Source organism: Streptomyces sp. NPDC045431, from assembly GCF_040646655.1.
Lineage (GTDB): Bacteria > Actinomycetota > Actinomycetes > Streptomycetales > Streptomycetaceae > Streptomyces.
In genome coordinates this window covers 833342-847500 of the sequence record NZ_JBEZAQ010000001.1, presented here as the reverse complement: position 1 = coordinate 847500, position 14159 = coordinate 833342, and the positions used below count along the sequence as shown (strand labels likewise).

General features: G+C 71.9%; 12 protein-coding genes. 3 read left to right on the top strand and 9 right to left on the bottom strand.

Annotated features, from left to right (window positions below; all coding sequences use genetic code 11):
• Positions 1–418 precede the first annotated feature (418 nt).
• The 3 genes from AB0A69_RS03780 to AB0A69_RS03770 are packed head-to-tail and all read left to right on the top strand — an operon-like array spanning position 419 to position 3103.
• Positions 419–967 (top strand): cysteine dioxygenase family protein, encoded by a 549-nt coding sequence (locus tag AB0A69_RS03780; RefSeq protein ID WP_361414908.1) that lies wholly within the window; start codon positions 419–421, stop codon positions 965–967.
• Positions 964–2142 (top strand): methyltransferase domain-containing protein, encoded by a 1179-nt coding sequence (locus AB0A69_RS03775; protein WP_361414906.1) that lies wholly within the window; start codon positions 964–966, stop codon positions 2140–2142. Before AB0A69_RS03780 ends, AB0A69_RS03775 begins: the two co-directional genes overlap by 4 nt.
• A 31-nt stretch (positions 2143–2173) precedes the next feature.
• Entirely contained in the window at positions 2174–3103 is a 930-nt protein-coding gene (locus tag AB0A69_RS03770) for an EamA family transporter (RefSeq protein ID WP_361414904.1), read from the top strand.
• 62 nt (positions 3104–3165) lie between these two features.
• Here the strand turns inward: AB0A69_RS03770 and AB0A69_RS03765 are convergent, their stop codons facing one another.
• From AB0A69_RS03765 to AB0A69_RS03725, 9 genes are read right to left on the bottom strand one after another with little or no spacing between them, the layout of a single operon-like run.
• On the bottom strand, positions 3166–4470 hold the full coding sequence (locus tag AB0A69_RS03765; protein ID WP_361414902.1) for a polysaccharide lyase family 1 protein: 1305 nt from the start codon (positions 4468–4470) through the stop codon (positions 3166–3168).
• 16 nt (positions 4471–4486) lie between these two features.
• Positions 4487–5335, bottom strand: coding sequence for a rhamnogalacturonan acetylesterase (locus AB0A69_RS03760; RefSeq protein ID WP_361414900.1), 849 nt, complete (start codon positions 5333–5335; stop codon positions 4487–4489).
• Positions 5336–5374: 39 nt separating this feature from the next.
• A complete protein-coding gene (locus AB0A69_RS03755; RefSeq protein WP_361414898.1) occupies positions 5375–6721 on the bottom strand; it encodes a sugar ABC transporter substrate-binding protein in 1347 nt (448 codons plus the stop codon).
• Between the two features lie 52 nt (positions 6722–6773).
• Entirely contained in the window at positions 6774–8768 is a 1995-nt protein-coding gene (locus AB0A69_RS03750) for a pectinesterase family protein (RefSeq protein WP_361414896.1), read from the bottom strand.
• Between the two features lie 28 nt (positions 8769–8796).
• Positions 8797–10353, bottom strand: a complete 1557-nt coding sequence (locus AB0A69_RS03745; protein ID WP_361414894.1) for a family 43 glycosylhydrolase — start codon at positions 10351–10353, stop codon at positions 8797–8799.
• Entirely contained in the window at positions 10350–11186 is an 837-nt protein-coding gene (locus AB0A69_RS03740) for a PmoA family protein (RefSeq protein ID WP_361414892.1), read from the bottom strand. Before AB0A69_RS03740 ends, AB0A69_RS03745 begins: the two co-directional genes overlap by 4 nt.
• Entirely contained in the window at positions 11183–12319 is a 1137-nt protein-coding gene (locus AB0A69_RS03735; RefSeq protein ID WP_361414890.1) for a Gfo/Idh/MocA family oxidoreductase, read from the bottom strand. Before AB0A69_RS03735 ends, AB0A69_RS03740 begins: the two co-directional genes overlap by 4 nt.
• A 6-nt stretch (positions 12320–12325) precedes the next feature.
• Positions 12326–13237 carry a carbohydrate ABC transporter permease gene (locus tag AB0A69_RS03730; RefSeq protein ID WP_361414888.1) on the bottom strand — a complete coding sequence of 304 codons (912 nt, stop codon included), beginning with the start codon at positions 13235–13237 and terminating at the stop codon, positions 12326–12328.
• Positions 13234–14124, bottom strand: coding sequence for a sugar ABC transporter permease (locus AB0A69_RS03725; protein WP_361414886.1), 891 nt, complete (start codon positions 14122–14124; stop codon positions 13234–13236). The genes AB0A69_RS03730 and AB0A69_RS03725 overlap by 4 nt, the downstream gene beginning before the upstream one ends.
• Positions 14125–14159: the final 35 nt, after the last annotated feature.

Genomic DNA, 14159 nt, shown 5'->3' with positions numbered 1-14159 from the left:
GAGTGCCCGGACATGTCGGAGTGGCCCGCGGGGGCGGCGGCTCCTTGTTGGTGACTGTCCCACTGTGTGCCCTTCTGTCGTTTTGCCGAAACGAGAAGCACGTTCAGTTGTGGGAGCGCTCCCATTGCGCGATGTTCATGAAGCCAGGCGCCACAGGAGGTGTCAACCTTCCCGACACGATCCGACTGCCGAAGCGACTTCCGGAGGCGGAGCGCGGCCCGGGGAGCCGGAGCGGGATCAGAGTGCGGAGCACGCCCCGACCGCACATTCTTTCGTGGCGAGCGCTTCCGAAAAGAGCCTTGACTGCCCATCCGGACAACTGATGGCCTTTTCCCGCTTGAACCCCAACTAGGCGCTGCGCGCGGAAGGTTGACCCCTCATGCAGTTGATCGAGCGCATATCAAGCACATTCGATTCCTTGCGGCGGCCCGGCCCGCACGAACTCCGGGAAGCCTGGGAGAGCATCGACGCCTCACTGGACGAGGTCCTGCCCTACGCGGGCGACCCGGGCGTCTACCCCTACGGGCGCAAGAAGCTGTACGCCACCGGGGACATCGAGATCCTCGCCATGAACTGGGCGTCCCACCGTCCCTGCGCGCCGCACGACCACGGGCACTCCTTCGGGTGGATCAACGTCATGGCGGGAACCGTCCGGCACACCCTGTACACCCTCGACCAGGACGACATCCCGGTCTCCTTCCTCACCCGCGACGAGCCGTGCGGCTCCCGGTACTTCGCCCCCCGCGGCATGATCCACAGCATGGAGAACCCGACGGACGACCTGACGGTGACGCTCCACCTGTACGCACCGCCCATCACCGGCATGCGCGTCTACGACCTCGAGCGCTGCGCCGCCTGCGTCGTGAGCGACGACTGCGGGGCGTGGTGGCCCGACGAGCAGCGCCAGCTCGTGCGGGAGATCAAGCTCAGCCGTACCCGTACCGTCCGAGAAGAGGCCCTGTCGTGACCGCGACGCCCCCGGTGCACCACGCGATATCGCTGCGGAGCGTCCTCGCTCCCGATACCTCCTGGAACGAGCTGCGCTCCACCCTGACCACGGGCTCCGTCGACATCGACTCCTTCGCGGCCCTGGAAGAGGCCCGATGTCTGCCGGACGGCAGGACGGTCGCCCGGCGATGTATCGACGGGCCGGTGTGCTTCACCGTCTCCGACGAGGCGTTCCTCCTCGTCGTCTCCGGCCGGGTCGAGCTCGTCGCGCTCGCCGGCCACGCCTCGGACGGGCCCTCGGGCGAGGTCGTGGGCGAAGGCCAGGTCCGCCGGCTCGTCCCCGGCGCGGCGGCCGGGATCCGGCCGAGTGCCAGTACGGACACCGCCGTGGTCGTGGAGGTCTCGAACGTCCCCGGTGCCCTGAAGGAGCAGCCCGAGTCGCTCCCGCGCCTGGCGGAGGTCCCCGCGCTGCCCGACTACTACTACGGCTACTCCGACCGGTACGCCCGGGTCTACGAGGCCGGCGCGCCGCTCTGGGAACCCCCCGAGCCCAACGAGGCGCTGGTGCACGCCCTGGAGACCATGGGCGTCGAGCCCTGCTCCGTCATCGACCTGGGCTGCGGCGAGGGCCGCGACGCGAACTACCTGGCGGGGCGGGGCTTCGACGTGGTGGGCGTCGACGTCGCCCGCCCCGCGCTCACCAAGGCGCGGGAGCGGGCCGCCGCCCAGGGCGTGGAGGCGACGTTCCTGGAACGGGACATCTGCGTCCTGGCGGACCTGCCCCGGCAGCGGTTCGACCTGGCGATCAACATGGGCTGCCTGCACATGATCCCGGACAGCGACCTCCGCTCCGCGCACCTGAAGCGGGTGCACGAACTCCTCGCCCCCGGCGGCCTGTTCCTGGTGGCCCACTGCCGGGAGCGGTGGCTCGACGGGTTCTTCTCCGTGCCGGACTACGAGTCGGTGGGCCCGGTGGTCCCCGGACGGGTCATCCCGCGGCGCATCCGCCTCGAGGACGGCAGCACCACCGAGCTGATGCTGCCGCTGGTGCCGTACAAGGAGAGCCCGACGAGCGAGCTGATCGACGAGATCCGCGTGCACGGCTTCGAGCTCGCGGCGGACCTGAGCAGCCGTACCGCGGCGTTCGGCAGCACCACCGTGCTGGCGATGCGAAAGCCCTCCCCCGATGCCTGAGCCGGGAGGAGGGGGGAGGTCCACCGCCTTCGTGTGGCTGGTTTTCACCACCCTCTGCATCGCCTGGGGGAGCACCTGGATCGCGATCCGGGTCGGGGTCACCGCGATGCCCCCGCTGTGGTTCGCCGCCACGCGCTTCATCGTGGCGGGGCTGATCCTGCTGCTGCTCGCGCGGTGGCTCGGCGGCTGGAAGCCCATCGCCCGCTCCGACATCAGGCCCCTGGTGGTGATGTCCTTCGGGGCCATCAGCGTGTGCTTCGGGCTGATCTTCTGGGGCGAGCAGTACGTCGAGTCGGGGACCGCCGGAGTCATCGTCCAGGGGTTCGTCCCGATCGGGCTGTTCTTCTTCGCGGCGCTGATGACCCGTGAGGTGATCGGCCGGACGCAGTGGGCCTCTCTCGGCATCGGCCTCTGCGGCGTGGTGCTGCTCCTCTACGGGCAGACCAGCAGCGACTGGTCGCCGCGCAAGGCCCTCGCCGCCCTGGCGATCGTCGTGGGCACGCTCGTGTACGACTGGGCGGGCGTGTACGGAGGGGGCGTGCTGTCCCGCTACCCCTCGGCGCTCATGTCCGCGTTCGAGAACCTGGTGGGCGGCCTGCTGCTCCTGCCCTTCGCGTTCCTCCTGGAGGGCCGGCGCATCCTGGAGCATCCGCTGCCGGAAGCCTCGTCGACCTGGCTGAGCTGGGGCTATCTCGTCCTCGTGGGGTCGGTGCTGGGCTTCACCGCCTACACCTACCTGCTGCGGGCCTGGGGTCCCACGCGGACGTCCGCGTACGCCTTCGCGACCCCCGTCATCGCCCTGCTCCTGGGGGCGTGGCTGGCGGACGAGCGCATCACCTGGCAGCACGTCGTGGGCACCCTCCTGATCCTCGGGGCGGTGGCCGGGATCACCCGGCGGCGGAACCGGTCCTCGCGCACCGACGCGTCGAAGGGGCCGCTCCACGAACCCGTCGACGCCTGAGGGCGGCCTCCTTCTCCGGGCGTCCCGCCCCGCACGGCGGTCGCCCGGAGAAGGAGGCCCGGTCAGCGGAGCCTGCCCGCCCCCGCGCGCGCGGTGACGAGTCCCGGCAGGGCACGCGGGTCGTCGACCCTCGTGCGCAGGGTCGGGGTCCAGCCCGCCCCCGGCGTGAGGACCTCGCCCGGCGTCTCCGCGTTGTGGACGGCGATGAGATCGACCGGCCGGCCGTTGACGTGGTTGCCGACGGCCGTCACCGGGGCCTCCTTCCACTTCTTCAGGATCCGCCCGGCGCTGACGCCCGCCGGCAGGCTGAAGGAGTTCTTCTCGGCGTGGAGCCGCGACGCGTGGCCGATGCCGAAGGCGTACGCGTAGGGCTGCCCCTTCCTCACCACGTGGTGGTTGTTGTACGCGTCGACCTGGCCGAAGCGGACGCGGGGGGCGCGCTCGACGACACCGCTGAAGAGGTTGTGGTGGAGCGTCACCTTGAGCTTCCCCGCGTCCGTGGCGGCCGCGCCGTCGCTGTTGCCGATCATCAGCGTCTTGTCGTGGTCGGCGAACACGTTCCAGGAGGCGGTGACGTGGTCGGCGCCCCGCACGATGTCCAGTTCGCCGTCGTGCTGCTGGTACAGCTCGCCGTAGTAGTGGGGCAGGGAGCTGTCGGGGTACCGGCCGTCGGTGAAGGTGTTGTGGTCGATCCACACATGGGTGGAGCCGTACACCACCATCGCGTCGTACTCGGAGTTCCAGGCGCCCGTCGCGCCGTCCGTGGGGTCCCACTGCGGGAAGCAGTCGAGCGGGCTCTCCAGCGTCAGGTTGCGGACGATGACGTCGTCGACGTGCCGGATCTGGAGGCTGCCGCCCGTGATGCCGGCGTCGTCGCCGACGCCCACGATGGTGGTGCGGGCGGGGACGGCGGCCTTGACGGAGGCCGCCTGCTTCTCGGCGGAGGCGGCACGCAGGTCCTCCTGGGGGCCGCTGACGGGGGTGTCACGGCCCCACACCGCCGGGTCGTACGCGGCGAGGTACCGGTCGAAGTCGTACCCGTCGGCCTCGAAGGAGGCGCAGCCGCCCTCGGTGGCGTTCAGGGTGCCCACCACCCGGATGATCCTGGGCGCGCCGCCGGTGTCGGCGGCGAGCGCGGCCTTGAACCGGGACCAGGTGGTGACGGTGTACACGTGCTCGGGCGCGGCGGCGGCCCCGCCCTTGGTACCCGGGCCCTCGGAGGCCCAGCCGTCACCGGCCGGGAGGGTCTGCCGGGCGAGGTCGCGCGGGGCGGGCGCGGTGGCGGCGTGCGCCGTGACCGTACCGGTCAGGGCGAGCACCAGGGCGGTGCATCCGGCGATCACCGGCGCGGATCTGTGGGGACGCATGGCGGCTCCTGTCGTGTCAGGTCTGCGGGGAGGTCCCGGGTTCGGGCCAGGTGATCCACTCGGCGGGTACGGGGTCCTCCAGCCGCCGTACGTGCCGCGGTTCCAGCACTCCGGCCGCCCGCAGGCCCCGCGCCACCAGCCGGGCCACCTCGATGGCGCCGCGCGGCCGGAAGTGGGTGTTGTCCTGCTCGCCGTCCGGGAAGTTGGGCGCCTCGCCCGGCGCGAGCCACAGGAAGTACTCCTTGGAGGGCTCGGGGCCGAGCCTGCGCCACTCGGCGAGACTCGACTCCTGGACGTCGACGAGGGCGACGCCCTCCTCGGCCGCCAGCGCCCGCACGGCCGCCGGATACGCGCCGTGCGTCGGCACGGGGCTGCCCGAGGCGTCGAACCTCCGCCGCTCGACGGAGGTCAGCAGCACCGGCCGGGCCCCGCGCGCCCTGGCCCCGGCCACGTACCGGCGCAGGTGGTCCTGGTAGGTGGTCCACGGTTCGGTGGAGCGGGTGGGATCGGCCGACTTCTGGTCGTTGTGGCCGAACTGGACGAGCAGGTCGTCGCCGGGGCGCAGCACCTCCAGGACGGCATCGAGGCGGCCCTCGTCGATGAAGCTCTTGGAACTGCGGCCGTTGACGGCGTGGTTGGCGACGGCGAGGCCCGGCGTGAGGAAGAAGGGGAGCGCCATCCCCCACCCCGTCTCGGGCGCGGCGTCGGCGTACTTCCGCGCGGCGGTGGAGTCTCCGGCGATGTGGAGGGTACGGGGCCGGGGGCGGGGGCGGGCCGTGGCCTCCCCCGCGGCGGCGGGCACCAGCGGCAGGGCGGCGGCGAGCGCCGCCGCGGTCCGCACGGTCTGTCTGCGGCTCAGGGACACGGGTGGGTGCTCACTCTCGTCGGGGGGTCGTCAGAGGGCTCAGCTCTTGTTCTGCTGCTCGTTCCACTCCGCGCGCGCCGTGTTCAGCTGCTCCGCGAGCGTGTCCAGGAACTGCTTCGCGGTCAGCCGGCCCAGCAGCACCTTCTGGAAGTTCGGCTCGTTGTCGGCCTTGCTGATCTTGTTCCAGTCGGGGAGGAAGTACGGCAGCTCGACGATCGTGGTGGAGCCGTCGGTGAGCGCCTGCGCGCCCAGCTTCGTCGCCTCGGCGTCCCGCAGCCACGGATCGGCCTGGGCTTCCTTGTTGGCCGGGATGGCGCCGGCGGAGGCGTTCCACTTGCTGTTGGACTCGTGGGAGACGGCGAACTCGATGAACTTCCACGCCGCGGCCTTGTTCTTGCCGGTCTTGAAGAGGCCGAGGCCGTCCACCGGGTTGGAGACCTGGACGCGCTTGCCGTCCGGTCCGACCGGGTTGGGGATGCCGGCGAACTTGTCCTTCCCGAGCGCCTTCACGTGGTCGGTGTAGGAGCCGAGGTTGTGGCTGAGCATGCCGATGGTGCCGGTGTCGAACTGCGCGACCATCTTCTTGAAGTCGTTGTTGACGTCCGCCGCGGGCGTCGTCTTCTTGTACAGCCCGACGTACTTCTCCAGCGCCGCCACGTTCTTCGGGTCGTTGACGGTGGTCTTGTCGCCCTCCCAGAAGGAGGTGATGCCCGACTGTCCGTACATGGCGTCCAGCGCCTGGGCGATGGAGCCGGCCCCGCCCCGGATGGTGTAGCCGAACTCGTTGTTCTCGGCGTCGGTGAGCTTCTGGGCCGCAGCGTAGAACCGGTCCCAGGTCGTCGGCGGCTCGAGGCCCGCCGCCTTGAACAGGTCGGTGCGGTAGTAGAGCGTGCCGTTGCTGGCGGAGGTGGGCACGGCGTACATCTCGTCGGCGCGCCCGCCGGCCGACGTGACGGAGTCGACCATCGTCTCGACCAGCTTGCCGTCGAGGCCGGAGTCCTTGATCCGGTCGCCGACCGGGTCCAGGGCGTCCTGGGCGACCATGTTGGCGAGGTAGGCCGCGCCGACGCCGCCGACGTCCGGCAGGCCGCCGCCCGCGATGGCGGTGTCGTACTTGGACTGCACGTCCTCGCTGGGGACGGGGACGTACTTCACCTTGATGTCGGGGTGCTTCGCCTCGAAGTCCTTGATGATCTCCTGCCAGACGGCGGTGCGGACGCCGCCGTTGTTGTCCCAGAAGGTGATCGTGCCCGTGCCGGAGCCCTCGGCGCCGCTGCCGCCGGTGCCGTCGTCACCGCAGGCGGTGGCGGTGAGGGCGAGCACCGCGGTCAGGGACAGGGCCACGGCGGTCCGTCTGGTGCCGGAGTGCGGGTGGTGGTGGGTCATGTGCGGCTCTTCTCTCTCGGTGCGTGCGGGAGTGCGGGAGTGTGTGCGTGGGTCACGGAAGTCGTGGGGCGCGGTGCGGGGCCCAGCCGTCCCGGCCCGCGAGGTAGTCGGCGACCTCGTGCCGGGCGGCGTCGGCGTCGGACATCTGGGGGCGGTCGGCGGTGACGGCGGCGCCCGGGCCGTACGTGCGGTACTCGCTGAAGCGGGCGTCCTTCCACGAGAAGCCGCCCATGTCGGTCCACGGCGCCGCCTTGATCGCGGCGGGCAGCTCCGTCTCGCGGATCAGCACCTGGCCGACCGCGTCCGGGTTGCCGCCCGGGTGCCAGGGCCGGCCGAGGTGGAAGGAGCCGGCCGGGGCGTCGCTGACGATGCGGGAACGGGTGATGAGGAAGCCGTACGGGTTGTCCTTCCAGGTGCTGGCGGCGGTGACGTACCCGTTGTTCGTGGTGGAGCCGCGGCTCAGCGCCCGGATCAGCGACCCCTCGATGACGGTCGTCGCCCGTCCGTAGACGAAGTCGACGTCGCCCTCGATGTACGCGTCGCGGAGGTAGACGCGGCTGATGGCGTCCAGGCGGGGGCTGTCGGTCATCAGGGTGTCCTGGTTGCCCTTGAAGGCGGTGTTCTCGAAGACGATCCGGTCGCCGGTGGTCTTCATCGCCAGCGCCTGCTCGGCGTTGAGCTCGACCGCCGCCTCGTCGAAGTCGTTGACGAAGGTGAGGTTGCGGGCGGAGACGTCGGAGGCGGCGATCAGGACGGTGGCGCTGGCGCTGGACCCCCCGTACGCGTTCGGCGTGTCGTACACGATCACGGTGTCGGCCCGGTTCCGGCCCGTGCCGGCCAGGGCGATCCGCGGCCGGTCGGCCGGGACGCGGACCTTCTCGCGGTACGTCCCCGGCGCGATCCGCACCGTCACGAGCCCGTCGTTGCCGGCCGGCACGGCGTCCACGGCCGACTGGACGGTGGGGTACGCGGCCGGCACGTCGAGCACGGTGTCGACGCCGATCGTCTTCTGCGGGCCGGAGAAACGCTTCACCAGGGCGGGCACGGCGGCGGCCGGGTCGAGCCGGTAGGCGTAGAAGGCGCGCGGGTCGAAGGCGCTGCCCCACTCGTCGTGGCGGCCGGTCGTGCCCCGCAGGATCGAACCGCGCTCGACCAGTTCGGCCGTGGCGTCGGCCTGGTAGGGGTGCTGGACGTCCTCGTAGTAGCTGTTCTCGATGACCATCCGGGTGCGGCCGCGGGCGTAGGTGCCGTACGACCAGACCGGGTCGCCGTCCGCGACCTGGGAGGAGAGGTAGTTGTTGTAGAGGTGGGCGTAGGCGCAGTTGTCGGCGGACGGGTTGCGCTGCTTGGTGCCGCTGAACCAGTTGTGGTCGATGGTGATCTCGGTGGTGAGGTTCTCGGTCCAGCCGATCCCGAACGCCTTGTTGTGGGTGTCGAAGCGGTTGTACGAGACGGTGACGTACCGGCTGTCCTTGCGGACGTCCAGCAGCCCGTCGCCCATGTGCGTGAAGCGGTTGTGGTCGATCCAGACATGGTGGACCGCGTCCATCTGGATGGCGTCGAAGTCGCTGGTCTTGCCGTCCCAGTCGCCCTCGACGTACGAGTCACGGATGGTGAGGTTGCGGATGATGACGTTGTGCGTGCCGGGCTTCAGCTGCAGCTCGCCGTGGACGATCTCGCCGCTCGTGCCGACGCCGACGATGGTCTTGTCGGAGGCGACGGTGATCGACGAGCCGAAGGGCTCGACGTCGATCGCGCCCGCGACGCGGATGATGTAGGGCTCGGCGGCGGCCGCGTACCTCGCCAGGTCGGCCTGGGTGCGTACGGTGACGACCTTGCCGCCCTTGCCGCCGGTGGTGCCGCCGGCGAGGGAGGCGAAGCCGTGCGGCTCGTCGGCCCAGTGCCGGTCGGCCCGCTCCCGTACGGGCTGGGGCGCGGCCTCGGCCGGGGTCACCGCGCCCAGGCCGAGGACGGCCGCGAGGGCGGTGACGGTGGCCAGCGCCCGGCCCGGAAGTGAGGCCAGGCGCGTGCTCCATGGGTACGGCATGGCGGCTCCAAAGAGAGGTGCGGACGGGTCAGTTGACGCGGAAGTCGGTGAAGGTGGCCGTCCCGGCGCCGCCGGGCGGCCCCTCGGGCGGCGCCACCGCGAACAGGCCGAGCAGCGCCCCGACCCAGCGCCAGGGCGTGGCGGCGAAGACCGGCCCGGACGGCCGCCACCCGTCCCCGGTGCCGGTGTCGTACGCGAACCGGCAGCGGGCGCCGGGCGAGACCGCGACCCGCAACCGCACGCGGCCGTCGGGTGCCTGGGCCCGGAGCCGGACCGGGTGCGCCGCGTCCCGCTCCCGCTCCGCGACCGGCTCGGCGAACCGGTGCACCAGGGACACCGACCCGTCCGCTCCCCGCTCCAGCCCGATCCACGAGAAGGCGTCGCCCAGGACGGCGAGCCCGGCGCGGGCCCCCGGCACGGCGGACTCCAGGGTCAGGGTCACCTCGGCGGTGAAGGTCTCGGCGGGCAGCCGCTGCGTGAGGACGTTCGGCAGGAGGCGCAGGTCATGGGCGTCGGCGGTCCGGACGCAGGCGAGGCGCAGTCCGTCACCGCCGTGGGCGGAGGTCCAGCCGGGCCGGGGGTTCGCGGTCCACTGCCACTGGCGCCCGAACCGCCCGCCGGGGAAGGCGTCGTCGGTCGCCGGGGCCCCGACGGGCTGGGGCGGGCCGGCGGGCTTGCGGTGGACGCGTACGGGCTCGCCCGCGTCGCCGATCACGGGCCAGCCGTCGTCCGCGTCCCACGCCATCGGCTGGAGGTGGACGACCCTGCCGTACGCGCCGCGCGCCTGGAAGTGCAGGAACCAGTCCTCGCCCGCCGCCGTGCGCACCCAGCCGCCCTGGTGGGGGCCGTTGACGTCGGTGGCGCCCTGGGCGAGCACCACCCTCTCCTCGTACGGGCCGAGGAAGTCGCGCGCGCGGAAGGCGCCCTGCCAGCCGGTCTCCACTCCCCCGGCCGGGGCGAGGATCCAGAACCAGCCGTCGTGCCGGTAGAGCTTGGGCCCCTCCAGGGTGAACCAGCCGGGGATCCGGTCGCCGTCGACGATGACCGCGCCGTCGTCGAGGAGGGTGCGGCCGTCGCGGCTCATGCGGTGGCCGGTGAGCCGGTTCTTCACGCCGGAGCGGGACTTGGCCCAGGCGTGGACGAGGTACGCCTCGCCGGTCTCCTCGTCCCACAGGGGGCAGGCGTCGATGAGGCCCTTGCCCGCCTTGAGGAGGTACGGCTCGCTCCACGGGCCCCGGACGTGCTCGGCGTTCACCTGGTAGATCCCGTGGTCCGGGTCGCCCCAGAAGATCCAGAAGCGCCCGTCGGCGTGGCGCAGGGAGGGCGCCCAGACGCCCCGGTCGTGGCGCGGCGCGGCGAAGTCGGCGGCCGGCTCCAGCCGGTCCAGGGCGTGCCCGACGAGCGACCAGTTGACGAGGTCGCGGGAGTGCAGCAGCGGCAGGCCGGGGGCGCGGCCGAAGCTGGAGGCGGTGAGGTAGAAGTCCTCGCCGACGGCGATGACGTCGGGGTCGGACCAGTCGGCGTGCAGGACCGGGTTGCGGTAGGTGCCGTCGCCGAGGTCCGCCGTCCCTACCGGTGGTGTCACGACAGGGCCTTCCGTACGAGGGCGGCGGCCTCGCCCGCCTCCAGCCGGCCGTCGGCGACGACGGTCACCACGCGGCGTACGGCGGTGGCGCCGGCCGGCAGGGGCAGCCGGGTGTCCCAGGCGAGCGCGGAGCCGACGCCCGGGTACTCCTCGGTGCGGACGAACCAGGGGTCGCGGCGGGTGGCGTCGGTGGCTCCGGCGAAGACGAGCGTCCAGTCGGGGCCCGCCAGGGCGAGCCAGTCGGCGGTACGCCCGTGCACCGCCCGCTCGCCCTCCGCGTCGGCGGTGAAGACGCCCGGCGCGGCGGGGCCCTTGGGGGCGCGCCAGAAGAAGCCGCCGTAACCCGCGCCGGGGCGGCCGTTGGTGGCGGGTGATCCGATGGAGAGGTCGCCGGGGCCGGGGTTGGTGAGCGAGTAGGTGAAGTCCAGCGCCCACGCGGTGGCGGTCAGTTCGGTGGCGGCGACCGTACGGCGCTCGCGCAGCAGCTCCCGGCCGTCGGCGCGCCAGACCAGGTCCTCCACGAAGCCGTCGGGGTCGCACAGCTTCCAGTCCTCGTGGCGCTGTTCGCCGTGGTTGTCGAGGGCCGTCGGCCCCCGGTCGCGTACGTAGGTGCGCCCGCCCCAGAAGTTGCGGCCGTCGACGTCGGGCACGGCGACGCAGACGCCCAGGTGGTGGCGGTGGTCGTCGGGGAGCTCCTCGGTGACGGGGGTGCCCTTGAGGGTGGTGACGGGGTGGAGGTACGGGCGGGGCGCGAGGTCCGGGGCGAGGGAGGACGGCCGGTAGAGGTAGCGGCCGACGGGCCGGCCCGCGCAGCGCAGGACGAGGAGGTTCATGGGGAGTTCTCCAGTTCGGAGAAGAGGGAGAGGGTGTCGGCGCTCGCGTGGACGAGCGCGTCGATGCCTTTCACCACGCGGCGGTTCCCGTCCGCGTACCAGGTCCCCTCGGGGAGGCGGCGCGGTTCGGGGGCGGTGCGCACGGCTTCGACGAGCCGCATGAAGGCGCCGGTGCGGTGCGGCGGGACCAGCAGTTCCTCGCCCGCGGTCAGATGGCCGACGAGGTTCTCCAGCAGGTCGGTGCGGCCGTGGAGGCTCTCGGCCGGTCCGTGTCCGGCGCGCTGCAGCAGCACGCGGTCCTGCTTGTACCAGAGGGTGATGCGGCCGCGGGTGCCGTGGACGACGACGTACGGCTCGCCGGGTTCCTCGGCGCAGAGCGTGACGGCGACCGTGACGCGGGTGCCGCGGCGCGTGGTGAGGCGTACGCAGGAGGTGTCGTCGGCCTCGATGGCGTGGGCGCGGGCGAGCTCCAGCTCGATGGCGGCGACGTCCTCGGCGTGCGGGCTGCCGTCCAGGGCGAGGGCGGTGACGGCGGCGTGGGCGAGCGGGTTGGTGAGGACGCCGTCGACGACGTCGGTGCCGTCGTCGAGGCGCCGCCTGCCGGCCCACGGGGAGCGGCGGAAGTACGCCTCGTCGCGCGCCCAGGCCCCGGCGGCGCCGATGCCGGTGACGTCGCCGACGGCTCCCTCGGCGACGAGCCTGGCGATGGCGGGCAGGGCGTGCGAGCCGAGCGACTGGAAGCCGATCTGGCAGGCGGTGCCGGCGGCCCGTACGCCGTCGGCCATCCGCCGGAACTCCGCGAAGGAGGGCGCGGGCGGCTTCTCCAGCAGGATGTGGGTCCCGTGCGCGGCGGCGGTGAGGGCGAGGTCGGTGTGGGTGTCGATGGGGGTGCAGAGGACGGCGATGCCGCCGTCGGCGGCGCCCGTCGCGTCCAGCAGGGCGCCGAGGTCGGCGGACTGGAGCGGGGGCGGAAAGCCGAGGGCGTCGAGCTCGGCGGCGTCGAGGGGGCGCGGCTCGCAGACGCCGGCGAGGCGTACGAGACCGGCGCGCTGGAGGCGCCGGATGTTGGCCAGGTGCCACCGGCCGTGGCCTCGGGCGCCCGCCAGGACGAGCGGTATCGGGGTGGGGGTCATGCGGTCTCAGCCCTTCACCGCGCCGGCGCTGAAGCCGGTGATCAGCCACTTCTGGATGAAGGCGAAGACGATCACCACGGGTACGGCCGCGACGACGCCGCCCGCCGCGAGCGCGCCCAGGTCCACGCTGTCGGCGCCGATGAGGGTGTTGAGCCCGACCGGGATCGTCTGCTTGTCCTGTTCGCTCAGGAACATCAGGGCGAAGAGGAAGTGGTTCCAGCTGTGGACGAAGGCGAAGGAGCCGACCGCGATGAGCCCGGGCCGCAGCAGCGGCAGGACCACGGCGAGGAAGGCGCGCAGGCGCGAGCAGCCGTCCACCCAGGCGGCCTCCTCCAGGGAGACCGGCACGTTCTTGATGAAGCCGCTGATGAGGATGATCGACAGGGGCAGTTGGAAGACGGTCTCGGCGATGATGACGCTGCCCAGCGAGTTGATCATCTGGAGGTTGCGGAAGATCTCGAAGAGCGGCACCAGCATGAGCGCGCCTGGGATGAACTGCGAGCACAGCAGCGCCAGCATGAAGCCGTTCTTGACGCGGAAGTCGAAGCGGGCGAGCGCGTAACCGCCGGAGAGGGCCACAAGGGTGGTTGTCACGAGCGTCACCAGGCCGACGATCATGCTGTTCTCGAAGAAGACGCCGAAGCTGCGCTCGGTCCAGACCTTCTCGAAGTGGTCGAAGGTCATCGGCCACGGCAGGAGGGAGGTGGACCCGGCCGGCCGTACCGCGAACAGCAGCATCCAGTAGAAGGGGACGAGCGTGAACAGCAGGTACAGCCCGAGCGGGAGGTAGATCTGCCAGCGGGGTACGTCGTCGAAGGCGCGCTCGCGCTGCGGTGTGCGCGCGGGGGACGGGGGCAGCGGGCCCTCGGGCGTGGCCACGCGTACGCGGGTGCCCTTCTCGGCGAGTTGGGCGGTCATGAGCGGTCGCCTCCGAACTTGCTCAGGCGCAGATAGAGGATCGAGCAGAAGAGGAGGATCACGAACGCGACGGTGGTCAGCGCGGAGGCGTAACCGAAGTCGTGGCCCTCGATGCCGGTGTTGGCGATCATCAGCGGCAGGGTCGTGGTGACGCCGGCCGGGCCGCCGCCGGTGAGCGTGTAGAGCAGGTCGACGTTGTTGAACTCCCAGACGCCGCGCAGCAGCGTGGAGAGGATGATCGCGTCCTTCAGGTGCGGCAGCGTGATGTGGAGGAACTGCCGCAGCCGCCCGGCCCCGTCGACGGAGGCCGCCTCGTACAGGTCCCTCGGGATGGACTGGAGGTCGGCGAGGATGAGGATGGCGAAGAAGGGGACGCCGCGCCAGAGTTCGGCGAGGACCGCTGCCCAGAAGACGGTGCCCGTGTCGGACAGCACGGAGGTGCCGTACGCGCCGATGCCGGCGTCCGCGAGGTAGCGGCTCAGCCCGGTGGAGGGGTTGTAGAGCAGCATCCAGATGGTGGTGGTGAGGACGCCGGAGACGGCCCACGGGGAGAAGACCAGCGCGCGGGCGAACGCCCGGCCGACGAAGGTCTGGTTGACCAGCAGCGCCAGGACGAGCCCGAGGGCGAGTTGCAGGCCCACCTGGACGACGACCCACTTGGCGCTGAAGCCGAGGGTGGACCAGAAGAGCGGGTCCTCGGTGAAGATCCGCGTGAAGTTGTCGAGCCCGGCGAAGCCGTTCTTCCAGGGCTTGGTGACGTTGTAGTGCTGCAGGCTGTAGTAGAAGACGCTGAGCACCGGGTAGGCGATGAAGCCGGTCATCAGCAGGGCGGCGGGCGCGATCAGCAGGTACGGCAACCGGCGTGGTGCGGCCGTGGCGTGGGCCATGGCGTGTCTCCGTTCATCGGACGTGGGGAAGCGCT